Origin of the sequence: Thiomonas bhubaneswarensis (genome assembly GCF_001418255.1) — a bacterium.
Taxonomy (GTDB): Bacteria; Pseudomonadota; Gammaproteobacteria; order Burkholderiales; family Burkholderiaceae_C; genus Thiomonas; species Thiomonas bhubaneswarensis.
The window spans coordinates 121,315-147,071 of sequence record NZ_LIPV01000003.1; the positions used below are offsets into that span (position 1 = coordinate 121,315).

The window sequence follows — 25,757 nt, forward strand, 5'->3', positions numbered from 1 at the left end:
CCAGCCTGTGACCAGCTCGAAACGGCAAACCATTACACCATAGGGTCGTGCAGGCGCGAAGTATGGCAACTGCCTCCTAAAATGCCGACTTTGCGTCTTCACAACATTCCGATAATGATCGAATTCACAGCGCGGTTGACCTCGGCCCTACACCGGGCGGCCCTCGCCCTGCAGCCCGAGTTTTCAGGCGCCATCGAATTGAGCCGTCCGCGCAGCGATGAGCACGGCGAACTGGCCAGCAATCTGGCCATGCAATTGGCCAAGCCCTTGAAGCGCAACCCGCGCGAGGTGGCGCAACAGATTGCCGATGCATTGATGGCACAGCCCGAATTGGCGGCCGGCGTGGCGCGCATCGAGATCGCGGGCCCCGGTTTCATCAATTTTCACCTCCAGTCGGCCGTGCTGCAGCAGGTGATCAAGGAGGTCGAACGTGGTGGCTCGACCTTTGGGCACTCGCAGGCCGGCGGTTCGCGGCCGATGCTGGTGGAGTTCGTTTCCGCCAATCCGACCGGGCCGCTGCATGTGGGGCACGGACGCCAGGGTGCCTTGGGCGATGCGATCGCTGCCGTGTTGTCCACTCAGGGCTGGGCGGTGCAGCGCGAGTTCTATTACAACGATGCCGGGGTGCAGATCCAGACCCTTGCGCTTTCGGTGCAGGCCAGAGCAAGGGGCATCAAGCCAGGTGACGCGAACTGGCCCGAGTCGGCCTACAACGGCGATTACATCGCCGACATCGCGCAGGATTTCATGGCTCGCCAGTCGGTGCCCGACGACGCCGGGCGTCCGATCACTGCCAGCGGCGACGTGGATGACCTCGACAACATCCGCCGCTTTGCCGTGGCCTACCTGCGCCGCGAGCAAGACCTCGATCTCAAGACCTTCGGCATCCGTTTCGACTGTTATTACCTCGAATCCAGCCTCTACACCGACGGCCGGGTGGAAGCGGCCGTGCGCCGCCTGGAGGCCTCGGGTCATACGTTCGAACAGGACGGCGCATTGTGGCTGAGAACCACCGATTTCGGCGACGACAAAGACCGGGTGATGCGCAAGTCCGACGGCCACTACACCTACTTCGTGCCCGACGTGGCCTATCACCTCGCCAAATGGGAGCGCGGCTTTCATCGCGCGGTGAACATTCAGGGCTCGGATCACCATGGCACCATCGCGCGGGTCCGTGCCGGACTGCAGGCGCTCGACCTGGGGATTCCGGCGGGCTATCCCGACTATGTGCTGCACAAAATGGTCACCGTCATGCGCGGCGGTCAGGAAGTGAAGATTTCCAAACGCGCAGGCAGTTATGTCACGGTGCGCGATCTGATCGAATGGTCGGGCGGCGTGCGCGAAGACATGAGTGACGAAGAGCGCAGCAAGGCGTTGCAGCGCGGTCGGGACGCGGTGCGCTTTTTTCTCGTCTCGCGCAAGGCCGACACCGAGTTCGTGTTCGACGTCGACCTCGCCCTGGCGCAAAACGACGAGAACCCGGTTTACTACGTGCAATACGCTCACGCGCGGGTGAACTCGGTGTTCGAGCAGTGGGCGGCACGCGCCCCTGAGGACGCCGCGCAGCCCGCGCTGCTGGACGAGGCCGACCTCTCCCTGCTGACGGCTCCGCGCGAGCGCGCCTTGCAGCTCACGCTCGCGCGCTATCCCCAGGTGCTTGCCGCTGCGGCGCAGGAGCTGGCACCACACCACGTCGCTTTCTATCTGCGCGACCTCGCCGCCGACTTCCATGCGTTCTACAACGCCGAAAGGGTGCTGGTCGATGAGCTGCCCATGCGACACGCTCGCCTGCGGCTGCTGCGCGCCGTGCGCCAGGTGATGCACAATGCGCTGGGTGTGCTGGGCGTGAGTGCGCCGCTGCGTATGTGAGTGCGCAGCCAGAGCGCAGCGAGCGTCCACCCGATTTCACCTTCATCGTTTGAACCTGCACTCCATGCCCACTTCCTCATCCCTACGCCGCCAGCACGGGGGCACCGTGATCGGCCTGATCGCCGGTCTGGTCATCGGCCTGGCCATTGCCCTGGGCGTCGCGCTCTACATCACCAAGGCGCCTCTGCCCTTCATGAACCGGTTCCAGGAACGGCCTTCCAGCGCCGCTTCGGGTGCTGGCAACTGGAACCCCAATCAGGGTCTGAGCGGGGCGACGCAGTCGCCCCCGGCAGGCAGCGGCTCCATGCCGGTGACCGTGGCCAGCAAGCCGCTCTCGCCGCAGGCGCTCGCCAAGCTCGGGCAGCCGGGAGCAGGGGCTTCGCAGCCGACGGCGCCGACGACCGGCGCCGCGACAGCGCCCGCAACAGCGGCCAAGCCTGCCGCACCGGGGCCCGTGCAGTATGTGCTTCAGGTTGGGGCGTACAGCACGCGTGAAGACGCCGAGCGCCAGCGCGCCAAGGTCGCCCTCATCGGGCAGGAGGCGCATGTGGATGAGCGCGTTGTCAACGGACGCACGCTCTATCGCGTTCGGGTAGGACCTTTCACCTCGGCGCAACAGGCCGAGCAGACGCAGAAACTTCTCAGCGACAACGGGGTTCAAACCGCGCTGGTTCGCACCAGTTCATAAATCGACTCTCTGATTTCCTTCCAAAGGACGACTCATGTTTCAACGCTGGCTTTCCGTGGTGTTTCTGGTCTTTTCCATGGGCTTTCTCGCCGCAGGCGCGCAGGCGCAGACGGCGGCCAAGCCCCAGCCGTTCAACGAGGGCTTCGCCTACAACCGTCTGCCCGTGCCGCAGCCGGTGAGCCCGTCGGACAAGATCGTGGTGATGGAGTTCTTCTGGTATGACTGCCCGCACTGCGCCGATTTCGATCCGATGCTCGAGGCCTGGGCGAAAAAGCTCCCGCCGGGGGTGGTGCTGCAGCGCGTGCCCGTGGCGTTTTCACCCCAGTTCGTGCCGCAGCAGCACCTCTACTACGCGCTGCTGGCCCTGGGTAAGCTCAACGACGCCATGCAGGCCAAGATTTTCAACGCCATTCACAAGCAGCGCATCCCTCTGGGCACGCCCGAGCAGATGGCCAACTGGCTGGCCCAGCAAGGCATTCCGAAAAAGGCGTTCATGGACGCCTATAACTCGTTTGGCGTCAATGCCCAGGTCAAGCAGGCCACGCAGATGGTGACCGATTACCAGATCCAGGGTGTGCCGACCATGGCGGTGCAGGGCACCTACACCACCTCGGCGGCGTTGCCCGAGGCCAACAACAACCAGAAGGTGCTGGAGGTCGTGGACTATCTGATCAAGAAGGTTCAGGCGGCGAAGAAATAAGCGCCTTCCCACTGTTTCAGATCGAGCTGCCCGCATCAAGCGGGCAGTTTGTTTTCCGCCATGCAAGATCTGTGCACAAGCGTGAACAGGCCCTAGAATGAGCCGAAATAAGCAAAACCCATGCCGATGAAACGAGTGGCCCGTTCCCTGTTGTTCGTCCTGCTGTGCGCGCTGCATCTGGCGCCGTTTGCGCAGTCCGCGCAGACCGATCGCAATCAGCCCATCCACATCGAGGCCGATGCGATGCGCTACGACGATGTGCATCAGACCAGCGTGTTCACCGGCAACGTGGTCGTGACCAAGGGGTCCCTGGTGCTTCGTGCCGCCACCGTGGACGTGCGGCAGGCGCCGGACGGCTATCAATATGCGACGGCGCTGGCCGCCCCGGGGCAACTGGCCACCTTCCAGCGCCAGCTCGACGTCGCTCCGGGCCAGCCCGCCCAGACCCTTGACGGCGCAGCGCAGCGCATCGAATACGACGGCAAGACCGATGTCGTCACCCTGCGAGGTCAGGCCATGTTGAGCCGTCTGATCGATGGCAGGCTGATGGACCGCAGCCAGGGCAATGTGATTGCCTACAACCAGATCACCGATGTCTTCACCGTGGAAGGCGGTGCGGCGGGCGCCACGGCGACCAATCCGGGCGGTCGGGTTCGGGTGATGCTGACGCCCCAGCCTCCGGCCTCATCGGCCCCCGCGGCTCCGAAATCGCCCCCGGCGCTCAAGGTGGCGCCCAAGCTGGGGACGCAGCCTTGAGCGCCACCGCACGGCCGCCCGAAGGTGGGGCGCTCAACTCCCTCAGGGAGTCGAGCGTAGCGAGGAGGGTAGTCCATTGAGCGCGCAGCCGCGACGGCCGCAGCAAACAGTGCTGCGGGGTGGTCTGGAGCCGGTGTCTTCGGGGGAGGGCGATCGTCCCACACCCGCGCGGTCGGCGTCCGGCCCCCGGCTCGACGTGCAGCATCTGCAGAAGCGCTACGCCGGGCGGCAGGTCGTGCGCGACGTGAGCTTCAGCGTGCGCTGCGGCGAGGTGGTCGGCCTGCTGGGGCCGAACGGGGCGGGCAAGACCACATCGTTCTACATGATCGTCGGACTGGTGCGACCCGACGCCGGGCGCATCCACATCGACGGCAAGGATGTGAGCGATACGCCCATGCACCGCCGCGCGCGCATGGGGCTGTCCTACCTGCCGCAGGAGGCTTCGATCTTCCGGCGCATGACCGTGGCCGAGAACGTCAGGGCCGTCCTGGAGCTGCAGCGCGACGACAAGGGGCGGCGCCTGAGTAAGGCCGAAATCCGCGAGCGCGAAGAGCATCTCCTGCGCGAGCTGCACGTCGAACACTTGCGCGACAGCCCCGCCCCCGCTTTGTCCGGTGGCGAGCGACGGCGGGTGGAAATCGCTCGCGCGCTGGCGACGCAGCCGCGGTTCATCCTGCTCGACGAACCGTTCGCCGGCATCGATCCGATCGCCGTGATCGAAATCCAGCGCATTGTGCAGTTCCTCAAAGAGCAGGGCATCGGCGTGCTGATCACCGACCACAACGTGCGCGAGACACTGGGCATCTGCGATTCGGCCTGCATCATCAGCGAAGGCCAGGTGCTGGCCCAGGGCGATCCGCAATCCATCATCGACAACCCCGCGGTGCGCAAGGTGTACCTCGGTGAAAACTTCCGCATGTGATCCGCGATGAAACCCTCGCTGAACCTGCGCCTGTCCCAGCATCTTGCGCTCACACCGCAGTTGCAGCAGTCCATCCGTCTGCTGCAACTCTCCACCCTCGAACTCACGCAGGAAATCGAAGGCCTGCTCGAATCCAATCCGTTTCTCGAACACGAAGAAGCGGAAGATCCGCCGACCGCGGCGCCCGCGTCCGAGCCCCCTGCGGCGCTGACGCCCGACGCCCCCCAGATAGCCGCCGAGGCACATGAGGCCACGGCCGAGCCTGCCGCGGAGCTGCAACTCGAAGCGCAAGACTGGACGGCCAGCAGCGGCGAGACCGATCACGGCGCCGATACCGATGCCGATGCCGACTCCTGGGTCAGCTCGGGCCAGAGTTCTGGCGGAGGGGACGATGACGAATTCAGCGCCCTGGACCTTGCCTCCGAGCAGATCGAGCTGCGCGATCATTTGCGCGCGCAACTGGCCGGGCTGGCCTTGAGCGCCACCGACCGCGCAGCTGCGGAGGCCATCATCGATTCCCTCGACGACGACGGCTACCTCCCCGACACGCCCCTGGAGCTGGCGCAGGCCCTCGCTCCCGCGGCGGACGCCGAACAGCTCGAAGACCTGGTCGATGCGCTCACCACGGCCATGCGGCTGATCCAGAGCTTCGATCCCGCCGGGGTGGCCGCGCACGATCTGGCCGATTGCCTTTGCCTGCAGTTGCAGCGTCAGCCGCACTGCCCCGTGCGGGAGCTGGCGCTGCAGATCTGCCGCGGCGGCCATCTCGACATGCTGGCCAAGCGCGACTGGCGCAAGCTCGAACGCCTGCTCGAGGCCGACGAAAGCGCGCTGCGCCAGGCGCAGCAACGCATCGCCCAGCTCGATCCGCATCCGGGCGGCGTCTTCCGCCGCGATGCCGCTCAGGCGGTGACGCCCGACGTGATCGCCCGCAAGACCGCGCAAGGTTGGACGGCGCAGCTCAACCCCGAAGTCATGCCCAAACTTCGGGTGAACCAGATCTATGCCGACGCCATGCGCCGTGCGCGCGACAGCGGCGGCGCCATGCAGGGGCAGCTTCAGGAGGCGCGCTGGTTCGTGAAAAACGTGCAGCAGCGTTTCGAGACCATCCAGCGCGTGTCGCAGACCATCGTCGAACGCCAGCAGCGGTTCTTCGACTACGGGCCCGTGGCCATGCGGCCCATGGTGCTGCGCGAGATTGCCGACGAACTCGGGCTGCACGAATCGACCATCTCGCGCGTGACCACGCAGAAATTCATGCTCACGCCCTTTGGCACGGTTGAGCTGAAATACTTCTTCGGCTCGGGCCTGAGCACCGAGGCCGGGGGCAACACCTCGTCCACGGCGGTGCGCGAACTCATCCGCCGCCTGGTGGCCGAGGAAGACAGCGCCAAGCCCCTGTCCGACAGCGAACTGGCCGAACGCCTCACGCAGCAAGGCGTGCAGGTGGCCCGGCGCACCGTGGCGAAGTACCGCGAAGCCCTGCGCATTGCCCCGGCGAATCTGCGCAAGAGCGGCTGAACCCGGGGCGCGACGGCGCGCACCTCATGCTGCGCTAAGTCTGCCTTCCCAGAATGCCGTTGCCGTCATCACACGGCATCACAACCACAACGGCATTCAGGGAGTTCATTATGCAGCACGCATTACGCGCCGAGCCCGACTGGGCGCAGGCCATCAAGGTTCCAGTGGTCATCACCCTCTATTTCTGGCTGATCAAGATCATGGCCACCACCGTGGGCGAGACCGCCGCAGACTATCTGTCCGTCGATCTGCACTTCGGCCTGGTGGCCACCAGCGCGGTAATGACCGTGCTGTTCTTCGTCGTGCTGGCGGCACAGATGCGCGCGACTCGCTACATCCCCTGGCTGTACTGGCTCACCGTCACGCTGATCAGCGTGGTGGGTACGCTGGTCACCGACAACCTCACCGATCAGTTCGGCGTGCCGCTGCCGGTCAGCACGGGCCTGTTCGCCGTGGCGCTGCTGGCCACCTTTGTCCTTTGGTGGCGCAGCGAGCGCAGCCTGTCGATTCACAGTGTGACCCGCGGCAGGCGCGAGACCTTCTATTGGGCCGCCATCCTGTTCACCTTTGCCCTGGGTACGGCGGGCGGCGACCTGGCGGCCGAGCGCCTGCAACTGGGCTATGCGCTGTCGGCGTTGCTGTTCGGCGGGGCGATTGCGGCGACGGCCGCAGCGTTCTATGTTTTCAAGGCCAGCCCGGTGGTCACGTTCTGGATCGCCTACATCCTCACCCGGCCGCTCGGCGCGACCTTCGGCGACTGGCTGTCCAAGCCGCTCGCAGAAAGCGGGCTGGGCCTGGGAACGATGGCAACCAGCGCACTGTTCCTGGCGGCCATCGTGCTGCTGGTGCTCTATCTCACCACGTCGCGCCGGGATGCGGCCAGAGTTTGAACGCGGGCGAGGTTTCAGTCGACGTTGCGCGCGGCCTGCAGCGCACGCTCCAGGCCGCTGCGGGCCTGATCGAAGGCCTGGCGGGCTCCGGCGTCTTGCAGCGCCGTGGAGGGCTGCGGGCTGGACGCGGCCGTCTCTATCAGCCAGCGCGCCAGCCGCAGGGTGTCGAGCGCTTCGCCCAGATCGGATTGCAGCGCGCTGGTGAGTTTGAGCCAGGCCCGTCCCTGGTGGTCCAGCGTGGCGTCGATCCACGGTGCGAACCATTCCAGCGCATAGCGCAACTGCTTGGCCTTGAGCCGCAGGGTGTGCAGCGCGGGCCAGGGCGCGTCGAGCGGCGCGGCGGACTGGCCGTCCCAGATGGCCAGCAGTTCGGCCCAGCGCTGCGGGTGCAGATGCAAGTCGTCGCGGTGAAAGCGCAGCAGCCGTCGAACCAGCCGGTCTGCGGACTCGTCGGCTTGGGTGATGCGGCCACCGGCCCAATCGTCCGCCCAGCGTGCCTGCGCCAGCAGGACGCGACCGAATCGAGGGCTGCGCAGATAGGCCAGCAGCGGCTGCAAGCGCGCGTCGCGCCTGTGCTCCAGTTGGCGAAGCACAGAGACGTGATCTTCGCCTGCACCTGGCAGAGCTGCGGCATGGTCGAGGCAGACATCGACATCGCGCACATGCCCCAGCAACTGCCCTGCCCAGCGCCACTCGCTGCGCAGCCAGCGACAGGCCGCGCGCCCGGTCTGCGGCCCGGTGGTCTGCAACAGTTGCAGCAACACCCGAAGCCTGCGCAGTTGCAGGCGCATCTGATGAATGGTTTCGGCTCGCGGCTCAGCCTGCAGCATCTCGGCGCCCACCGCGATGACGGCCGTGGCCTGCTGCAGCACATCGGCCACGGCCTGGCCGCCGTGGGGCTGCGGCGCCAGCTCGCGTGCCAGCGGCGGCAGGGCAAGGGTGAAGAGTCCGGCGGCGCGGGCCGCGGTCTGCACCTTGCTGATGGGCGACAGCAGCAGCGGCAGGTCTTGCGCCAGCGTCCAGGCGAGGTCGAAGGCATGCGGCCAGTGACCTTCGACCAACTCGATCTCGAGCTCGCTCAGCGGCAGGCTAGGGGCGTCTGCGCCGGTGCCGCCCAAGGCCTCGCCGTGGTCGAGGCAGACTTCGAGCCGGGTGCCTTGCCATGTCATCTGCCAGACCGTGCGTTGTACGCGCGTGCCGAGCACGGCGCGCAACTGGGCCGCAAGGGTCTGCGCCTCGCCCAGTTGGGCTAGGGGCGTGTGATCAAGACGCTGCAGTGCATCGGCCTCAGGTGCGTCGGCGTCGATCGGAAATTCCCACTCGCCGCGCGCGAGTTGCAGGCCTTGCGCCGGGCTGCTCTTGAGGGTGAGGATGCGTCGGCCGTCGGGCAGATGTCTGACCCGCAGTGCCAAACCCGCCTGACGCAGCGTGTGCTCGGGCGTGTCGAAATACCAGGTCTGCATAAACACGACCTGAGGCCATTCGCCCAGGGTCAGCAGGACCGGGTGTTGGCGCACGGCGTCGTGCAGGGTGGGATCGAGTCGGAATTTGAGTTCGCGTTCCTGGCTCATGGCAGGTGTGGAAGGGGGTAACACATGTGCATTTGACTCTGTCACCATCGGCCACACAAGCACCAAAAAGCAGTGGGCGGGCAGCGGGCGGCGAAGTTCTTTCGTGACATTCACGCGCCTGACACATTGTGCCTATGCAATGCGCGGCATGGCGATTCCAACCCTGTCCCGCATGATGCGCAGCAGTGCCGTGTTTCCTCAGGACGGTGCCGTGCCCACGGCGTTGCGCGCCGCCGCAATGGCCGAGCCGCCGGAAGGCGTGGGCGATGCCGAGCCTGCGCTGAAATGGCGCACCCTGTGGCTGTCGGACATCCACCTCGGCACGCGCGACTGCAAGGCGCCGCAGTTGCTCGAATTTCTGCGCCACTGCAGCGCCGACACCATCTACCTGGTGGGCGACATCATCGACGGCTGGCAGCTCAAGAAAAAGGGCATCTATTGGCCGCAGACGCACAACGATGTGGTGCAGAAACTGCTGCGCAAGGTGCGCAAGGGCACGCGGGTGGTGTTCGTGCCCGGCAATCACGACGAATTTGCCCGACCCTACGACGGGCTGCATTTTGGTGGCATCGAAGTGCTCAACCAGGTGCGCCATGTCACCGCCGATGGTCGCACCCTGCTGGTGGTGCATGGCGACCAGTTCGACAGCGTGGTGCTCTACGCCAAGTGGCTGGCGCATCTGGGCGACGCTGCCTACATGTTCTCGCTCAAGCTCAATCGTTGGCTCAACCACGCGCGGCTCAAGCTCGGCCTGCCTTACTGGTCGCTGTCGCAATACCTCAAGCACAAGGTCAAGGCTGCGGTGAACACCATCTCGAGTTTCGAGACCCTGCTCAGCGACGAGGCGCGCCGCCAGCAGTGCGACGGCGTGGTGTGCGGCCACATTCATCGCGCCGAACTGCGCGCTGAAGACCGTCTGATCTACGCCAACTGTGGCGACTGGGTGGAAAGTCTCACCGCGCTGGCCGAAGATGCCGACGGCGGCCTGAAGCTCCTGCACTGGAATGCGGGCCTGCACGTCATGGTGGACCTGGCACCGCAAACCGCATCGCAGACAGCCGTAGCCCACGGAGAGCACGCATGATTGCATCGACCGTTCCGACCCGGATGATCGCCGCGGCCGAAAAGCCCTGGCCTGCCGCTGCGGGCTCGCCGCCGCTGCGCATCCTCATCGTCACCGATGCCTGGTCGCCGCAGGTCAACGGTGTGGTGCGCACCCTCAAGACCACCATCGGCCAGCTCCGCGACATGGGGCAGGAGGTCGACGTGATCGAGCCGGGCAGCTTTCGCACCATTCCCTGTCCGACCTACCCGGAAATTCGGCTCAGTCTGCGGCCCCGCGCCCAGATCATGCAGCGCATCACCAGCTTCATGCCCGACGTGGTGCATGTGGCCACCGAAGGGCCGCTGGGGCAGGCCGCGCGGCGCATCGCCCGGCGTCTGGACATTCCGCTGACCACGGCTTATCACACCCGGTTTCCCGAATACGTGCAGGCGCGCTTTCGCATTCCGCTGGCGTGGACTTACGCCTATCTGCGCCGCTTTCACAACGCTGGGCGCGCGGTGCTCGTGCCCACGCAGGTGGTGCAGCGCGATCTGCAGCAGCGGGGTTTTCGCAACATCCGGCTGTGGTCGCGCGGCGTGGATGCGAGCATGTTCTACCCGCGCGAAGGCGAGCGGCTCGAAGGTAAGCCGCCCATCTTCCTGTACGTCGGCCGGGTCGCCGTGGAGAAGAACATTGACGCCTTTCTGCAGCTCGATCTGCCGGGCACCAAATGGGTGGTCGGCGAAGGGCCGGAACTGGAGCGCATTCGCCGCCAATACCCCGAGGTCCGCTTTCTCGGTGTGCTCACCCAGGACGAGCTGGCCAAGGTGTATTCGGGTGCGGACGTGTTCGTGTTCCCGAGCAAGACCGACACCTTCGGTCTGGTGTTGATCGAGGCTCTGGCCTGCGGCTGTCCGGTGGCGGCCTATCCGGTCACCGGCCCGCTCGACGTCATTGGCGACAGCCCCGCCGGTGCGCTCGACAACGATCTCAAGGCGGCCTGCCTGCGCGCGCTGCAGATCCCGCGCAGCGTGGCGCAGGCGCATGCGCGCAAGTTCACCTGGGAGGCGGCATCACGCCAGTTTCTCGATCACCTGCGCAGGGCGGTGCGTGAAGGCGCCGCGGCGCAGGCTGCGGCCTGAGGCGCGCATGGCCCAGCAGCGTGAGCGCGCCCGCGCGTCCCAAACGGAGGCGGCGCCCAATCCCTACAAGACCCGCACCGGGCTGTCGCGCGTCTATCACGCCGGCATCAACTCCCTCAGCGGCCTGCGCGAAGCCTGGCGGACCGAGTCGGCATTCCGGCAGGAGCTCACGCTGGCAGTCGTCATGCTGCCGCTGGCGCTCTGGCTCGGATACACCTGGACCGAGCGCGCGGTGCTTGTCGGCAGTGTGCTGATGGTGCTCATCGTCGAGCTGCTCAACACGGCCATCGAATACACCGTCGATCGTGTCTCGCTGGAACAAAACCCCCTGAGCAAGACGGCGAAAGACCTGGGCAGCGCCGCCGTGCTGCTGACCCTGCTGCTGTGCGCGCTCATCTGGGCGGCGGTGCTGTTGCCGCGCCTGTGATTTCAGGCCCTAAGATGGCGTCATGGAAGCCGACGCCGAGCCTTCGTCCCTGCACCGCATCGCCCGCGTGTTCGAGCAATTGAGCGCCGACCGGCTCGATGTGCTGGCGCAGGTCTATGCGCCGCAGGCCACGTTTCAAGACCCGTTCAATCGTGTGCAGGGGCTCGCGGCCATCACCGCGCAATTTGCGCACATGTACGCCAAGCTGCACGCGCCGCGCTTCGTCGTGAAAGAGATAACGACTCAGGATGCCGTGGGCTGGATGGTCTGGGACTTCCACTTCGCCTTGCGACCCGGCTCGGCGCCGCAGGTCATCGAGGGGGCCACGCGCTTCATTCTCGATGCGCAAGGACGGGTCACCGATCACCGCGATTACTGGGATGCCTGCGATTTCTACGCCACGGTGCCCTTGCTCGGTGCCGTGGTGCGGCGCCTCAAACGCGCCGCGTCGGCCTGACACACTTACTCCAGCCAGCCCTTCTTGCGGAAGAACCAGAACGGCGCGATGACCGAGAGCACCATCAGCGCCAGGGCGAAGGGATAGCCCAGGCTCCAGTCGAGCTCGGGCATCACCTTGAAGTTCATGCCGTAGATGCTGGCGATGAGCGTGGGCGGCAGCATGGCCACCGAGGCGACCGAGAAAATCTTGATCACCTTGTTCTGGTTGATGTTGATGAAGCCCACCGTGGCGTCCATCAGGAAGTTGATCTTGTCGAACAGGAAGGCGGTGTGGCCGTCGAGCGAATCGAGGTCGCGCAGAATCTGCCGGGCCTCCTGCGACTGCTCGGCGCTGAGATGGCGGCTGCGCAGCAGAAAGCTCAGCGCGCGGCGTGTGTCCATCACATTGCGGCGGATGCGGCCGTTCAGGTCTTCCTGCAGCGCGATGCCCGTGAGCGCTTCGGAGGCGTCCTGGTCGCTGGGCCGGGGTTTGAGGATGTGCGCACCGATGACTTCCAGATCGTCGTAGATGCCTTCGAGCGTGTCGGCCGAATATTCGGCATCGGTGAGATAGAGGGCGAGCAGCACGTCGGTGGCGTTTTCGATCAGCCCCGGCATGCGCCGTGCCCGCAGCCGCAGCAGGCGGAACACGGTGAGGTCGTGCGTGTGGATGGAAAACAGCACGCTGCCGTAAATGATGAAGGCCACGCGTTCGTTGCGCGGCCGCTCTTCATCGCTGATCAGAAAATCCGAGCGCAAGTGAAGCTGGTTCTGGTCTTCCTCCTCGTAGAACCGGGCGGATTCTTCCAGATCCTGGTCGAGCACGTCGGTGGGGATGACCAGGCCGAAGCGCGCCTCGATCCAGCCCAGCTCGCGCGGATCGGCCGACTCCAGATCGACCCATACGGGCTGCAGCCCGGCCAGAGTCTGCGGATTGTCGACCTCCTGCTGCACCAGTCGGCCATTCTTGAGGGTGAAGACATTGAGCATAGGCCCGCATTATGCGCAATGCGGGTCGGGTTTGAAGAACGCGGCGATGGACTCGCGCTGTGCGGCCGCGTCGGCCCGCCCGAGTTCGACCAGGGCGGTGAGGTAGTCGGGGGTGAACAGCAGATAGCTGGCCAGCGCGGCGCCGCGTCCGGTGCCGATGCCCACCGACTGCAGCAGCAGGCGTGCGCCTCTGGGCATGCTGTGCCAGTGTCGGGCGGCGATGGCGTCGATCGAGGCCGAGGGCATGAAGGTCAGGGTCGGCAAGGGGCGGTAAGGCACGCTGGCGCGCACTCGTTCGGGCAGATCCGCCAACATTCTGTTGATGCGGTTGGCCTGCTGCACATCGGCGCGCAGAGTGTCGAGAAACACGCTGGACATGCCGTGCGCCGCGATTTCCGCCACACTGGGGTAGGGCGGCAGATGTTGGCGCATCGCTCCGGCTTCCGGGTGCGGCTCGGCCACGCCGATGGCCAGCGCCCGCTCGGCGCCGAGATGGATGGCGGGCGCCAGCGGCGCGAGCTGGCGCATGGCGCCATCGCCGAAATACTCCGGGCCGACCTCGCCGTGCAGAGGCGTTGCTGGAAAGACGAAGGGCAGGGCACTGGACGCCAGCAGGTGCTCCACGCCCAGGGGTTGCGAAATGCCCCAGAGGCCGGGGCGGCGCCAGGGCTGGACGTCGGGGTGGGCCTGGAAGAAAGTGATATGCCGCCCGCTGGTATAGCTCGACGCGGCCACCGAGACTGCACGCAGCTTGCCGGCCTGTATCGCCTCGCCCACGGTCTCGAACTGAACCAGACGCTTCAGGGTGTGGGCCAGCGGCGTGTTGTCGAGCAGCGAGCGCGGGTGCTGCTTGATCAGCCACCCCAGGGTCATCAGCGCCAGCCATCGTGCGCCTCCCCGCAGCAGTTGCAGGGCACCCACCTCGAACACCTCGTGAGCCTGCAGGCTGCACCACAGGGCTTGCATCTCTTCCAGCGCCTGCTGCCAGTCGGCGCAGCGGCTGGCGAAATAGGCGGCATTGATGGCGCCGGCCGAGGTGCCGCAGACCACCGGAAACGGATTGCGCTGCGCGGGCCAACCCTCGTCTCGCAGTACCTCGGCCACACCGGCGAGTACCCCCGCCTGGTAGGCCGTGCGCGCACCGCCGCCCAGCAGCACCAGTGCAGCGCCCTGGGGCGCGATCGGGATGGGGGTCGGCGGGACAGACATGGCGGCGCGGTCGGGCAAGTTGCGGGGCCACTCGCGCGCGGCAGCGTGCCTCAGCGCACGAAGCGATAGACCCCGTCGTCGACGAGGCGGCGCAACTGGCCGTCGAACCAGAGTTTATGCAGATGCGCGATGGACTCGCCCATGGCGAAGGTCATCTGGTGAACATCCAGCGGGCGCTTGAACAGCACCGGCAGGAGATCGGCGGCGGTCTGTGGCGTGGCGCAGGCGAACACCACTTCGGCCAGACGCTCGCGGTGATGCTGCTGAAGCTGCGCGATGCGCGCGCGAGCGCCGCGAAACGGCAGGCCGTGCGAGGGAAAGACGAGGGTGGCGTCGGGCAGCAGCTCGGCAAAGCGCGCGAGGCTGTCGAGAAACTGCTGCAGCGGGTTGGCCAGGGGCTCGTTGTCGTTCACGCTGACGTTGGTGGAAATGCGCGGCAGCAGCATGTCACCAGCAATGAACAGCGCGTCGGCCTCGCAGTGCAGGCTGATGTGCTCGGGCGCATGGCCGAAGCCTGCGACGCAGCGCCAGTTGCGCCCGCCGATGCGCAGCACGTCGCCGTCCTGCAAGCGCTTGAAGCGCGACGGCATCGCGGGCACCAGGCCGGTGTAGTAGTCGGTGCGCCTTCGAATGGCCGCCAGGGTGTCGGCATCGGCCAGACCATGCGCGGCGAAGTGCGCGGCCATCGGCTCGCCGCCTATGGTCATGCAGCCCCGCGAGGCCATGCACGACACGGCATAGTCGGTCGCGCTCATCCATAGCAGGCAGTTCCAGCGTGCGGTAAGCCAGTGCGCCAGCCCCACATGGTCGGGGTGCATGTGCGTGACCACGACGCGCAGGATGGGGCGCCCGTCCAACTGCGTGGCAAACACCTGCTCCCAGGCGGCGCGGGTCGGGGCGGAATCGATGCCGCAGTCCACCACGGTCCAGCCTTGCACCCCGTCGATGCAGTCTTCCAGAAGCCAGAGGTTGATGTGGTTGAGCGCAAATGGCAGGCCCATGCGCAGCCAGCGCAGGCCCGGTGCCAGTTCGACACTCTCGCCCGGTTCGGGCTTGGCGTCGCCAAAGGGGTAGATCAGGGCATCGGCGGCGGCTGGAGGGGGCATGGTGGGCGGGGGAAAAAGGGTCAGAGAGAGGCGACAACTCATTACACTTGACGTTAACGTCAACTGGAGTCGAGTATAGGCACGCATGAAAAACGCTGCAGCTGCGCCAGCCGCTACCACCTTCACCATCGGCGAACTCGCGCGCGAGTTCGACCTGACCACCCGCGCCATCCGTTTCTACGAAGAAGCCGGCCTGCTCAGCCCGCAGCGCGTGGGAAGAAAGCGCGTGTATTCGCAGGGCGACCGCACCCGGCTGAAACTCACCCAGCGCGGCAAGCGCCTGGGCCTGAGCCTGGCCGAGATCAAGGAACTGGTGATGATGTACGAGTCGCCGCGCGACACCGTGCCCCAGCTGCGCCGCTATCTGGAGGTGCTCGCCGAGCACCGTGCCGACATCGAGGGCCGTCTGGCCGATCTCAAGGCGACGCTGGAAGAAATACGGGCATACGAACGCGAGGCACGGGCGCTGTTGAGGAAACAGGGCGGTTAGAAGCCTGCGGTACCTGGTCGAATTCAGACCGCGATCAGTTCGCGCACCCCGTCGGCATCCATGTTGGCGCCTTGGCCTGCCTTGATCACCTCGCCGCGCGACATCACGCAATAGCTGTCGGCCAGCGATTTGGCGAAGTCGTAGTACTGCTCGACGAGCAGTATGGCCATGTCGCCGCGTTGGGCGAGCATGCGGATGACGCGCTCGATGTCCTTGATGATCGAGGGCTGGATGCCTTCGGTGGGTTCGTCGAGGATGAGCAGTTTGGGGCCCGCGGCCAGGGCGCGGGCGATGGCGAGCTGTTGCTGCTGGCCGCCGGAGAGATCGCCGCCGCGCCGGTGCAGCATCTGCCTGAGCACCGGGAAGAGGGTGAACAGTTCCTCGGGCACGGCAGACGAGCCGGGGCGGTAGGCCAGGCCCATGCGCAGGTTCTCCTCCACGGTGAGGCGCGGAAAGATTTCGCGGCCCTGCGGCACATAGCCGATGCCCAGCCGGGCGCGGGCGTCGGGGCGCAGGGTGTCGATGCGCTTGCCGTCGAGGGTGATGCTGCCGCTCTTGATGGGCACCAGCCCCATGAGCGATTTGAGCAGGGTGGTTTTGCCCACGCCGTTGCGGCCCAGCAGGGTGAGTACCCGGCCCTTTTCCAGGCTGAAGCTGACGTTGCGCAGGATGTGGCTGCCGCCGTAGTACTGCTGGATGCTGTCGATCTGGAGCATGGTGTAGGTCTGCTGTTGCGGGGTGCCGAGGGCTCAGCGCCCAAGATAAACCTCGACGACGCGCTCATCGGCCTGCACCTGCTCCAGGCTGCCTTCGGCGAGCACGCTGCCTTCGTGCAGCACCGTGACCTTGTCGGCGATCTTGCGCACGAATTCCATGTCGTGCTCCACCACCATCAGGGTGTGCTTGCCTGCAAGCGACAGGAACAGCTCGGCGGTGCGATCGGTCTCGAAGTCGGTCATGCCGGCGACGGGCTCGTCCAGCAGCAGGAGCTGGGGTTCGAGCATCAACAGCATGCCGATCTCCAGCCACTGTTTCTGGCCGTGCGACAGGTCGCCCGCCCGGCGCCCGGCCTGGTCGTGCAGGCGGATTTGTTCGAGCACTTCCTCCACCCGCAGGCGCTGCGTGGCGCTCAGCCGAAAGAACAGGGTGGCGCGGGCGCGCTTGTCGGACTTGAGCGCCAGTTCCAGGTTGTCCTGCACGCTCAAGTCCTCGAACACCGTGGGCTTCTGGAACTTGCGGCCCACGCCGGCGGCCACCACCTCTGCCTCGCGCAGCTTGAGCAGATCGATGGTCTGACCGAAAAAGGCGGTACCGGCGTCGGGTCGGGTCTTGCCGGTGATCACGTCCATCATCGTGGTCTTGCCCGCGCCATTGGGGCCGATGATGCAACGCAGCTCGCCCACGTCGAGTGAGAGGCTGAGTTTGTTCAGCGCCTTGAAGCCGTCGAAACTCACGCTGATGTCGTCGAGGTAAAGCGCCACGCCGTGGCTGAGGTCCACGCCGGGCTGCAGCACATGGCCGTAGCCAGCCGACGCATCGCCGCCGAGTTCGGGCTGGGGCTGCTGGTACACGATCTCCCGCCAGTCAAGATCAGCCACGGCGCGCCCTCCCAAGGAAACGCAGGGCCGCCCCAAGTTTCCTTGTTCCCCGCGGGGGGCGGGCTGGGCGCAGCTCAGCCCTGGGGGCTCTCCACTGCTTGAACAGCCCGACGATGCCATACGGCGCGTACAGCGTGACCACGATGAACAGGCCGCCCAGAACGTACAGCCAGACCTGAGGCATCGACACCGTCAACCAGCTCTTGGCCACGTTCACCAGAACCGCGCCGACGATGGGGCCGATGAGCGTGCCGCGTCCGCCGATGGCCGTCCAGATGGCGATTTCGATCGAGTTGGAGGTGGACATTTCGCTGGGATTGATGATGCCCACCTGCGGCGCATACAGCGCACCCGCGATGCCGCACATCATGGCCGACACCGTCCACACTCCGAGCTTGAACCACAGCGGGTTGTAGCCGCAGAACATGACCCGGCTTTCCGCATCGCGTACCGCGGTGAGCACACGGCCGAACTTGCTGCGCACCAGCCAGCGCGAGAACAGGAACATGCCGGCCAGGGTGAGGCTGCTGGCGACGAACAGCGACACCGTCATGCCCGTCGTGCCCATGGGAAAGCCCAGCAGCACCTTGAAGTCGGTGAGACCGTTGTTGCCACCGAAACCGGTCTCGTTGCGAAAGAACAGCAACATGGCCGCGTAGGTGAGCGCCTGGGTGATGATGGAGAAATACACCCCCTTGATGCGCGAGCGGAAGGCGAAAAAGCCGAACACGAAGGCCAGCAGGCCGGGCGCGGCCACCGCCAGGAACAGCGCCCAGGCGAAGTGCTCGGTGCCCACCCAGTACCAGGGGAAGTGCGTCCACTGCATGAACTGCATGAAGTCGGGCAGGTTGCCGCTGGCGGCATTCATCGCCCGGTTCAGGTACATGCCCATGGCATAGCCGCCCAGGGCGAAGAACAGGCCGTGGCCCAGCGACAGGATGCCGGCATAGCCCCAGACCAGATCCATCGCCAGCGCCACCATGGCGTAGCACAGAATCTTGCCCGACAGCCCGACCCAGTATTGCGACAGATGCAGGCTGCTGCCCTGCGGCAGGGCCAGCGCCGCAAGCGGCACCAGCACCGTGGCCAGCAGCAGAAAGCCGATCAGCGCGGCCCAGCCCCACAGTGGCAGAAAGGCCGTGGGCGACTGCAATTGCACCCGCGGCGGTGGCACCAGCGTGCCCGATTCGTTGAGGATGGCGGCCATGGGTGCTCAGCCCTCCACACTGCGCCCCTTGAGGGCGAACATGCCCTGCGGACGCTTCTGAATGAACAGGATGATGGCCACCAGTACGGCGATTTTCGCCAGCACCGCGCCCGCCACGCCTTCGAGCAGGGTGTTGGCCACCCCCAGGCCCATGGCCGCAGCCACCGTGCCGGTGAGCTGGCCCACGCCGCCCAGCACCACGACCATGAAGCAGTCGACGATATAGCCCGTGCCCATCTCTGGGCTGACATTGCCGATCTGACTGAGCGCGCAGCCCGCCAGGCCCGCGATGCCCGTGCCCAGACCGAAGGCCAGCATGTCCACCCGCGCGATGCGCACGCCCATGCACGAAGCCATGGGCCGATTCTGCGTGACGGCGCGCACGAACAGCCCAAGCCGCGTGCGGCTGATCAGCAGCCACATCCCCAGCAGCACCGCCACGGTGAAAGCGATGATGACCATGCGGTTGTAGGGCAGGATGAGGTTGGCCATGACATTGAGGCCGCCCGACATCCACGGCGGGTTGTCCACCTGTACGTTCTGCGGCCCGAACAGACTGCGCACCGCCTGGATCAGCACCAGGCTGATGCCCCAGGTGGCCAGCAGAGTTTCGAGCGGCCGACCGTACAGGCGGCGGATGATGGTGCGCTCGATGAGCATGCCGATGCTCCCCGCCACGACGAAGGAGAACGGCACCGCGGCTATCAGCGAGTAATGCACATAGCCCGGCAGATAGTGCTGGAACAGGCCCTGCATCACATAGGTGGCGTAGGCGCCGATCATGATGAACTCGCCCTGCGCCATATTGATCACGCCCATCAGCCCGTAGGTGACGGCCAGGCCCAGCGCGGCCAGCAGCAGGATGCTGCCCAGGCTGATGCCCGAAAACAGCGTGCCCAGACGTTCACCCCAGGCCAGGCGGCTGTCGATCTCGGCAAGGCTTTTTTCGATCTGCGTGCGCACCAGCGGGGAGCTTTCCACGAAGGCGCCGTCCTTCTTGTCCAGCCTGGAGAGCAGGAGTGCGCGCACGGCGGGATAGTTGCTGGCGGCCAGTTCCTTGGCCGCGGCCAGGCGGTCGGCGGCGCTGGCGCTGGTCAGCAGGATGGCGGCGTGCAGCAGTTGCAGGCGCTGCAGGATCTCCGGGTCTTTCTCGGTTTTCAGCGCCTGCTCCACCAGACCGCGGTCCACCGAGGTCGGGTCGTCCTGCAATTGCTGCACGGCCTTCAGGCGCTGGGCGCGCTGCGGCGAAAACAGGTCGAGCGCGGCGCGGGCCGACTGCAGTTCCTTGCGCACATAGTTGTTGTTGACCACGCCCTGCGCGTTATCGCTGGGGGTGACGGCCTTGCCCGTCGCCAGGTCGATCCATTCATCACCTTGTTGCACTTGCACCATGTCGCCATCGATCTGCACGTCCCCGTCGAGCAGCTTGTGCAGAAAGTCGGCGAGCTGCGGATCAGGCTTGGCCACGGCCTTGTGCAGGGCAGCGATGCGGGCGTCGGTGTCGCCGCTGGAAAGGGCCAGCGCCTCTTGCGGAGTGAGGGCATGGGCCCGTGGCATCAGCGCGAACAGCAGACCAAGCAGCAGCAGGACGAGCGCCATGCGCAGCCATGCGCCGGGACGGTGCCACAGGGAGCGCGAAAGGGTCATGGTGGTCGAGGTCATTAAAGACGGTGTCGATGCCTGCAAGACTCCCTAACCCAGCCCTCCCCGCGAGCGGAGAGGAAGCAAACCATGGCGATGCGCTGTGATTTGCCCATCCCTCACGGCGTGGGAGAGGCGGGAAGATGAGTGTTTTTCTATGGCCGACGCTCAGGCGTTCTTCGGCTTGGGGATGTAGGGGCTCCAGGACTCGCCCGGCACCAGGCCCTTGGACTTCCACACCACGTCGAACTGCGCCTTGTCGTTGATCTGGCCGATGAACACCGGCTTGCTCAGGTACTGGTTCTCCAGCACTTCGACGGTGTAGCCATCGGGGGCGGCGAATTTCTGCCCGATCAGCGCCTTGCGCACCTCGTCGGTCTTGGTGGACTTGGCCTTCTCCACCGCCTGCTTCCACAGATGGATGCCGATGTAGGAGGCTTCCATCGGGTCGTCGGTGACCGGATAGTCTTTCAGGCCCTTGGCTTTCACATAGTCCTGCCACGACTTGACGAACTTGGCGTTGCGCGGGTTCTTCAACGACTCGAAGTAGTTCCACGCGGTGAGCTGGCCTACCAGCGGCTTGATCTCCATGCCCGCGATTTCCTGCTCGGCGATGGAGAAGCCAACCACCGGAATGTCGGTGGCCTTGATGCCCTGGTTGCCCAGCTCTTTGTAGAACGGCACGTTGGAGTCGCCATTCACGGTGGAGATCACGCAGGTCGGGCCGGCCGAGGCGAACTTCTTGATGTCGGCCACGATGTTCTGATAGTTGCTGAAGCCGAACGGCGTATAGACCTCGGCGATGTCGGCGTCCTTCACACCCTTGGAGTGCAGGAAGCCGCGCAGAATGGCATTGGTCGTGCGGGGGTAGACGTAGTCGGTGCCCAGCAGGAAGAAGCGCTTGGCGCCGCCGCCGTCCTTGCTCATGAGGTATTCGGTGGCGGGAATGGCCTGCTGGTTGGGCGCGGCGCCCGTGTAGACCACATGCTTGTTCTGCTCCTGGCCTTCGAACTGCACGGGGTAGAACAGCAGGCCGTTGAGTTCGTCGAGCACCGGCAGCACCGATTTGCGCGACACCGAGGTCCAGCAGCCGAAGATGGCCGCCACCTTGTCTTGACTGATGAGCTGGCGCGCCTTCTCGGCGAACAGCGGCCAGTTGGAGGCGGGGTCGACCACCACCGGCTCGATCATGTGGCCGTCCACGCCGCCCGCGGCGTTGATCTCGGCAATGGTCATCAGGTCCACATCCTTCAAGGCCGTTTCGGAGATGGCCATGGTGCCCGAGAGCGAATGCAAGATGCCGACCTTGATCGGGGCCTTGCTCGCGGCAATGGCGGGGAAGGGCAGTGTGCTGGCAGCCGCCGCGGCGACGGCGCCGCCAACGGTCTTCAATGCGGTACGACGATCCATGTTGGACATTCCTCCAAAAGGTGTTGGTGGGGTGCTACGTCTCCTGTTGTGCAAGTCGCGTGCCATGGTTTTGTCGCCTCCCCCGTTGAGGGGAGACAGTTGCTTCACGATGGCTTCATATCGGTGTTCGTGCATACCTTTGGGCAAGGGGCGCCACGGGGCTGCACGCCATGCGCATCGTGGCCGCCCCCGTGCGTGCAAGGCGTCCTGGTTTGGTGCGCGCGCACCAGGTTGGTGCGTCTGGCGTGCTCGATCGTGTCACGTCCTGTCGATGCCCACAAAAGTTCCATGCCAGTTGCGGGTCTGCTTCTTGCTGACTCTCGACGGCGCTAAGCTCGCGCATCCGTTCTCTTTACCCTCCCCGCGTCATGGATCTCACGCCCCGCGAAAAAGACAAGCTGCTCATCTTCACCGCCGCACTGCTGGCCGAGCGCCGCAAGGCGCGCGGCCTCAAGCTCAATGTGCCCGAGGCCATTGCCTACATCACCGCTGCAGTGATGGAGGGCGCACGCGACGGACGCACCGTGGCGGACCTGATGAGCTACGGACGCACACTGCTCACCCGCACCGATGTGATGGACGGCGTGGCCGAACTCATCCCCGACATTCAGGTGGAGGCCACCTTCCCCGACGGCACCAAGCTGGTGACCGTGCACCAACCCATCGTCTGACCCTTCGTCCTCAACGCCTTCACGAGACTTCGCATGCAAGCATCTACTCGACACTCAAGCCGCAGTCACCTCCGAGCCCTGCTTGGGCTGGCGCTGTTCGCCGCAGTCACCTCCGCCTACGCCCACACCGGCAACGATGGCGGTCTGCATCACAGCTTCGGCAGCGGCTTCGTGCATCCCTTCACCGGGCTCGACCACTTGTCGGCCATGGTGGCCGTGGGTCTGTGGAGCGCGGTATCGGCCGCGGCCATCGACCGCCGCCTGTTGTGGGCCCCGGCGGGATTCGCCAGCATGCTGTTGCTGGGTGCGCTGCTGGGCTTTGTCGGCGTGCGCTTGCCCGCGGTCGAGCCGATGATCGCGGCTTCGGTGCTGGTCATCGGTCTGCTGGCCGCGGTGCGGCTTCGCCTGCCGGGCTGGATCTCAGCGGGCGTGGTCGGAGCGTTCGCGGTGTTCCACGGGCTGGCCCACGGCGAGGAACTCGCAGGTTTGCCGGGACGTTGGGCCGTGATCGCCGGCATGGTGAGTGCCACGGTACTGTTGCATGCCGCAGGCCTGGGCGCGGGGCTGGCCCTGCGACGCACCGGCCGATGGGGCGCGCTGCTGGCGGGCGGCGGCATTGCCGGCATGGGGGTGGCTTTGTTGGGCGGCTGGGTGGCGGCCTGATCGATGTGAAAGAGGAGGCTTTGATGATTCCCGGTGAAATCCTCTGCGCCGAAGGCGACCTCGCGCTCAACCCTGGCCGCACGCCCATCGCTCTGGTGGTGGAGAACGTGGGCGACCGTCCCATTCAGGTCGGCTCGCACTACCACTTCGCCGAGACCAACCCGGCGCTGCGCTTCGACCGCTCCGCCGCGCGCGGCATGCGTCTGCATATTGCCAGCGGCACCGCGGTGCGCTTCGAGCCGGGCCAGCAGCGCACCGTGGCCCTCGTGCCCTTCGCGGGCGACCGAGTGGTCATCGGTTTCCGCCAAGACGTGATGGGGGCGCTGTGATGGCCACGATTTCCCGCCGCGCCTATGCCGAGATGTACGGCCCCACCGTGGGCGACCGGGTGCGCCTGGCCGATACCGATCTGCTCATCGAAGTCGAAGACGACTACACCCTGCGCGCCGGCGGCTATGGCGAAGAGGTGAAGTTCGGCGGCGGCAAGACCATCCGCGACGGCATGGGCCAGGGCCAGCGCACCCGGGCTGAAGGGGCGATGGATCTGGTCATCACCAACGCGCTCATCCTCGACCACTGGGGCATCGTCAAGGCCGACGTGGGCGTGCGCGGCCAGCGCATCGCCGCCATCGGCAAGGCGGGCAATCCGGACGTGCAGCCGGGCGTGGACATGGTCATCGGCCCGGGCACCGAGATTCTGGCAGGCGAAGGGCTCATCCTCACCGCGGGCGGTATCGACAGCCATATCCATTTCATCTGCCCGCAGCAGATCGAAGAAGCGCTGATGAGCGGGGTTACCACCATGCTGGGCGGGGGCACCGGCCCGGCCACCGGCACCAACGCCACCACCTGCACGCCAGGGCCGGAGAACATCGCCCGCATGCTGCAGGCCGCCGACGCCTTTCCCATGAACCTCGGGTTCCTCGGAAAAGGCAACGCCAGCCAGCCCGCTGCACTGCGCGAGCAGATCGAGGCCGGGGCCATCGGTCTGAAGCTGCACGAAGACTGGGGCACCACGCCCGCGGCCATCGACTGCTGCCTTTCGGTGGCCGAAGAGACCGATGTGCAGGTAGCCATCCATACCGATACCTTGAACGAGAGTGGCTTTGTCGAAGACACCATCGCCGCGTTCAAGGGCCGCACCATCCACACCTTCCACACCGAAGGCGCGGGCGGCGGCCACGCACCCGACATCCTGCGCGTGCTCGGCGAGGCCAACGTGCTGCCGTCCTCCACCAACCCCACGCGCCCCTTCACCGTCAACACCATCGACGAGCATCTCGACATGCTCATGGTGTGCCACCACCTCGACGCGGGCATCGCCGAAGACCTGGCCTTCGCCGAGAGCCGCATCCGCCGCGAGACCATCGCCGCCGAAGACGTGCTGCACGACCTGGGCGCCATCAGCATCATGTCCAGCGACAGCCAGGCCATGGGCCGCGTGGGCGAAGTCATCCTGCGCACCTGGCAGACCGCGCACAAGATGAAGGCACAGCGCGGCTGGCTGCCCGCGCCTTCCAACGCCACAGGTCCGCAGGGCGAGTCCCGCAACGACAACTTCCGCGCCAAGCGCTATGTCGCCAAGTACACCCTCAACCCCGCGCTGGCCCACGGCATTGCGCACGAGGTGGGTTCGGTGGAGGTGGGCAAGTGGGCCGATCTGGTGCTGTGGCGTCCGGCCTGGTTCGGCGTCAAGCCCAGCGTCATCCTCAAAGGCGGCTTCATCGCCGCCGCGCTGATGGGCGATGCCAATGCTTCCATTCCCACGCCGCAGCCGGTGCACACCCGCCCCATGTTCGGTGCCTTCGGCGGCGCGCGCGTCGCCACCTCGCTAACCTTCGTGTCGCAGGCCGGGCTGGCAGGTGACATCAGCAAGCGCCTGGGACTGCATAAACCGCTGTCAGCGGTGCGCGGCTGCCGAAGTGTCAAAAAGGCCGACATGATCCACAACGCCTACACCCCACATATGCAGGTGGACGCGCAGACCTATGAGGTGCGCGCCGACGGCCAGTTGCTCACCTGCGAACCCGCGACCGTGCTGCCGATGGCGCAGCGGTATTTTTTGTTTTGACCTATCCACGCAGGCATTGCCGCGGTGAGCACATGAGAGTGGTTGACTGGCAACATGCGCCGCACCGCGGTTCCATTTTCAACCCGCGATCCTCTGGTCGGATAGGGGGCTAGCGCGGCTGCAGATGCGCCCGAATCCATGCCGCGAATTCGTCTTCGCCCATATCGCCCGAGGCGACAGCGAGTATGGTGAGCACACAGGCGGCATCGTCGGCGATCAGCTCAAAGCCGTTGAGTGCGAGGAACAATTCGGTGGCGACGAAGGCCGTGCGCTTGTTGCCATCGACGAAGGGATGGTTGCGCGCCAGTCCCCAGCCGTAGGCGGCAGCCAGCGCAGCGGCATCGGGCTGTCCATAGGCGGCGAGATTCTCCGGCCGCGCCAGCGCTGAACCGAACAGCCCCGCGTCGCGCGTGCCCGAAGCACCGCCGTGCTCGGCCAACTGCTCTTCATGCACCGCGTGCAGCACGGCGGGATCGATCCAGACCCAAGGGCTCATTTGGCCAGTTCACGCAGCACGTTGCGCCGCTTTTTCATCACGTCGCGCGCAGCGCGCATCTGCGCCTCAAATACATCGCTATAAGGCGAGAGCATCACCGCACCGTTTGCCGCCTCGGTGACGAACAGAGTGTCGCCCTTTTCCAGCTTGAGGCGGGCGAGGAGTTCCTTGGGCAGAATAACGCCCACCGAATTGCCGATCTGGGTGAGTTTGAGGGCGGTCATGCTCTGCTCCCA

General features: G+C 65.8%; 27 protein-coding genes. 16 read left to right on the forward strand and 11 right to left on the reverse strand.

Annotated elements, in window-relative coordinates:
• The first annotated feature begins 114 nt into the window (after nt 1–114).
• The 7 genes from argS to ASC45_RS05030 all read left to right on the forward strand — a co-directional run bounded on the left by argS (nt 115) and on the right by ASC45_RS05030 (nt 7,346).
• A complete protein-coding gene (gene argS, locus ASC45_RS05000; RefSeq protein ID WP_055449944.1) occupies nt 115–1,869 on the forward strand; it encodes an arginine--tRNA ligase in 1,755 nt (584 codons plus the stop codon).
• 64 nt (nt 1,870–1,933) lie between these two features.
• Nucleotides 1,934–2,557, forward strand: a complete 624-nt coding sequence (locus ASC45_RS05005) for an SPOR domain-containing protein (protein WP_055449945.1) — start codon at nt 1,934–1,936, stop codon at nt 2,555–2,557.
• Nucleotides 2,558–2,591: 34 nt separating this feature from the next.
• On the forward strand, nt 2,592–3,257 hold the full coding sequence (locus ASC45_RS05010; protein WP_055449946.1) for a thiol:disulfide interchange protein DsbA/DsbL: 666 nt from the start codon (nt 2,592–2,594) through the stop codon (nt 3,255–3,257).
• A 120-nt stretch (nt 3,258–3,377) separates the two neighbouring features.
• A complete protein-coding gene (lptA, locus tag ASC45_RS05015; RefSeq protein ID WP_055449947.1) occupies nt 3,378–4,013 on the forward strand; it encodes a lipopolysaccharide transport periplasmic protein LptA in 636 nt (211 codons plus the stop codon).
• Nucleotides 4,014–4,146: 133 nt separating this feature from the next.
• Nucleotides 4,147–4,935: an LPS export ABC transporter ATP-binding protein gene (gene lptB, locus ASC45_RS05020; RefSeq protein WP_055450136.1), complete on the forward strand. Its 789-nt coding sequence runs from the start codon at nt 4,147–4,149 to the stop codon at nt 4,933–4,935.
• 6 nt (nt 4,936–4,941) lie between these two features.
• Nucleotides 4,942–6,456 carry an RNA polymerase factor sigma-54 gene (locus ASC45_RS05025; RefSeq protein WP_055449948.1) on the forward strand — a complete coding sequence of 505 codons (1,515 nt, stop codon included), beginning with the start codon at nt 4,942–4,944 and terminating at the stop codon, nt 6,454–6,456.
• A 110-nt stretch (nt 6,457–6,566) separates the two neighbouring features.
• Nucleotides 6,567–7,346: a COG4705 family protein gene (locus tag ASC45_RS05030; protein ID WP_055449949.1), complete on the forward strand. Its 780-nt coding sequence runs from the start codon at nt 6,567–6,569 to the stop codon at nt 7,344–7,346.
• A 14-nt stretch (nt 7,347–7,360) separates the two neighbouring features.
• Here ASC45_RS05030 and ASC45_RS05035 read toward each other — a convergent pair whose 3' ends face one another.
• Complete coding sequence (locus ASC45_RS05035; RefSeq protein ID WP_055449950.1) at nt 7,361–8,917, reverse strand: CYTH and CHAD domain-containing protein; 1,557 nt, start codon at nt 8,915–8,917, stop codon at nt 7,361–7,363.
• 139 nt (nt 8,918–9,056) lie between these two features.
• Between ASC45_RS05035 and ASC45_RS05040 the strand changes: the two genes are divergently transcribed.
• From ASC45_RS05040 to ASC45_RS05055, 4 genes are all read left to right on the forward strand, one after another.
• Nucleotides 9,057–10,001 carry a UDP-2,3-diacylglucosamine diphosphatase gene (locus ASC45_RS05040; protein WP_055449951.1) on the forward strand — a complete coding sequence of 315 codons (945 nt, stop codon included), beginning with the start codon at nt 9,057–9,059 and terminating at the stop codon, nt 9,999–10,001.
• Between the two features lie 74 nt (nt 10,002–10,075).
• On the forward strand, nt 10,076–11,104 hold the full coding sequence (locus tag ASC45_RS05045) for a glycosyltransferase family 4 protein (RefSeq protein ID WP_174514703.1): 1,029 nt from the start codon (nt 10,076–10,078) through the stop codon (nt 11,102–11,104).
• A gap of 7 nt (nt 11,105–11,111) precedes the next feature.
• Nucleotides 11,112–11,531, forward strand: a complete 420-nt coding sequence (locus ASC45_RS05050) for a diacylglycerol kinase (RefSeq protein ID WP_055450137.1) — start codon at nt 11,112–11,114, stop codon at nt 11,529–11,531.
• A 22-nt stretch (nt 11,532–11,553) separates the two neighbouring features.
• Nucleotides 11,554–11,988: a nuclear transport factor 2 family protein gene (locus tag ASC45_RS05055; RefSeq protein WP_055449953.1), complete on the forward strand. Its 435-nt coding sequence runs from the start codon at nt 11,554–11,556 to the stop codon at nt 11,986–11,988.
• A gap of 5 nt (nt 11,989–11,993) precedes the next feature.
• On the opposite strand, the gene corA is transcribed toward ASC45_RS05055, so the two are convergent.
• From corA to ASC45_RS05070, 3 genes are read right to left on the reverse strand one after another with little or no spacing between them, the layout of a single operon-like run.
• Nucleotides 11,994–12,959, reverse strand: coding sequence for a magnesium/cobalt transporter CorA (gene corA, locus ASC45_RS05060; RefSeq protein ID WP_055449954.1), 966 nt, complete (start codon nt 12,957–12,959; stop codon nt 11,994–11,996).
• A gap of 9 nt (nt 12,960–12,968) precedes the next feature.
• Nucleotides 12,969–14,168: a patatin-like phospholipase family protein gene (locus tag ASC45_RS05065; RefSeq protein WP_055450138.1), complete on the reverse strand. Its 1,200-nt coding sequence runs from the start codon at nt 14,166–14,168 to the stop codon at nt 12,969–12,971.
• A gap of 50 nt (nt 14,169–14,218) precedes the next feature.
• Complete coding sequence (locus tag ASC45_RS05070) at nt 14,219–15,274, reverse strand: MBL fold metallo-hydrolase (RefSeq protein WP_055449955.1); 1,056 nt, start codon at nt 15,272–15,274, stop codon at nt 14,219–14,221.
• An 85-nt stretch (nt 15,275–15,359) separates the two neighbouring features.
• On the opposite strand from ASC45_RS05070, the gene ASC45_RS05075 reads away from it, so the two are divergent.
• The gene (locus ASC45_RS05075; protein ID WP_055449956.1) at nt 15,360–15,764 is read left to right on the forward strand and encodes a MerR family transcriptional regulator; all 405 of its coding nucleotides are present in this window, start codon (nt 15,360–15,362) and stop codon (nt 15,762–15,764) included.
• 23 nt (nt 15,765–15,787) lie between these two features.
• Here ASC45_RS05075 and urtE read toward each other — a convergent pair whose 3' ends face one another.
• The 5 genes from urtE to urtA all read right to left on the reverse strand — a co-directional run bounded on the left by urtE (nt 15,788) and on the right by urtA (nt 21,620).
• A complete protein-coding gene (gene urtE / locus ASC45_RS05080) occupies nt 15,788–16,480 on the reverse strand; it encodes an urea ABC transporter ATP-binding subunit UrtE (protein WP_055449957.1) in 693 nt (230 codons plus the stop codon).
• A 33-nt stretch (nt 16,481–16,513) separates the two neighbouring features.
• A complete protein-coding gene (gene urtD / locus ASC45_RS05085; protein WP_055450139.1) occupies nt 16,514–17,362 on the reverse strand; it encodes an urea ABC transporter ATP-binding protein UrtD in 849 nt (282 codons plus the stop codon).
• Nucleotides 17,355–18,569: an urea ABC transporter permease subunit UrtC gene (gene urtC / locus ASC45_RS05090; protein ID WP_245609960.1), complete on the reverse strand. Its 1,215-nt coding sequence runs from the start codon at nt 18,567–18,569 to the stop codon at nt 17,355–17,357. The genes urtD and urtC overlap by 8 nt, the downstream gene beginning before the upstream one ends.
• A 6-nt stretch (nt 18,570–18,575) precedes the next feature.
• Entirely contained in the window at nt 18,576–20,216 is a 1,641-nt protein-coding gene (gene urtB, locus ASC45_RS05095) for an urea ABC transporter permease subunit UrtB (RefSeq protein ID WP_245609961.1), read from the reverse strand.
• 162 nt (nt 20,217–20,378) lie between these two features.
• The gene (urtA, locus tag ASC45_RS05100; protein ID WP_055450141.1) at nt 20,379–21,620 is read right to left on the reverse strand and encodes an urea ABC transporter substrate-binding protein; all 1,242 of its coding nucleotides are present in this window, start codon (nt 21,618–21,620) and stop codon (nt 20,379–20,381) included.
• A gap of 368 nt (nt 21,621–21,988) precedes the next feature.
• Here urtA and ASC45_RS05105 point away from each other — a divergent pair, with 368 nt between their 5' ends.
• From ASC45_RS05105 to ureC, 4 genes are read left to right on the forward strand one after another with little or no spacing between them, the layout of a single operon-like run.
• Nucleotides 21,989–22,291: an urease subunit gamma gene (locus tag ASC45_RS05105; RefSeq protein ID WP_055449958.1), complete on the forward strand. Its 303-nt coding sequence runs from the start codon at nt 21,989–21,991 to the stop codon at nt 22,289–22,291.
• 33 nt (nt 22,292–22,324) lie between these two features.
• Nucleotides 22,325–22,954, forward strand: coding sequence for a HupE/UreJ family protein (locus ASC45_RS05110; protein WP_055449959.1), 630 nt, complete (start codon nt 22,325–22,327; stop codon nt 22,952–22,954).
• A 23-nt stretch (nt 22,955–22,977) separates the two neighbouring features.
• Nucleotides 22,978–23,283, forward strand: coding sequence for an urease subunit beta (locus ASC45_RS05115; protein ID WP_055449960.1), 306 nt, complete (start codon nt 22,978–22,980; stop codon nt 23,281–23,283).
• Nucleotides 23,283–25,025, forward strand: a complete 1,743-nt coding sequence (gene ureC, locus ASC45_RS05120; RefSeq protein WP_055449961.1) for an urease subunit alpha — start codon at nt 23,283–23,285, stop codon at nt 25,023–25,025. Before ASC45_RS05115 ends, ureC begins: the two co-directional genes overlap by 1 nt.
• Nucleotides 25,026–25,134: 109 nt before the next feature.
• Here the strand turns inward: ureC and ASC45_RS05125 are convergent, their stop codons facing one another.
• Both ASC45_RS05125 and ASC45_RS05130 read right to left on the reverse strand, forming a co-directional pair.
• Nucleotides 25,135–25,521 carry a type II toxin-antitoxin system death-on-curing family toxin gene (locus ASC45_RS05125; protein ID WP_055449962.1) on the reverse strand — a complete coding sequence of 129 codons (387 nt, stop codon included), beginning with the start codon at nt 25,519–25,521 and terminating at the stop codon, nt 25,135–25,137.
• Nucleotides 25,518–25,745, reverse strand: coding sequence for an AbrB/MazE/SpoVT family DNA-binding domain-containing protein (locus tag ASC45_RS05130; RefSeq protein ID WP_055449963.1), 228 nt, complete (start codon nt 25,743–25,745; stop codon nt 25,518–25,520). The genes ASC45_RS05125 and ASC45_RS05130 overlap by 4 nt, the downstream gene beginning before the upstream one ends.
• Nucleotides 25,746–25,757 lie beyond the last annotated feature (12 nt).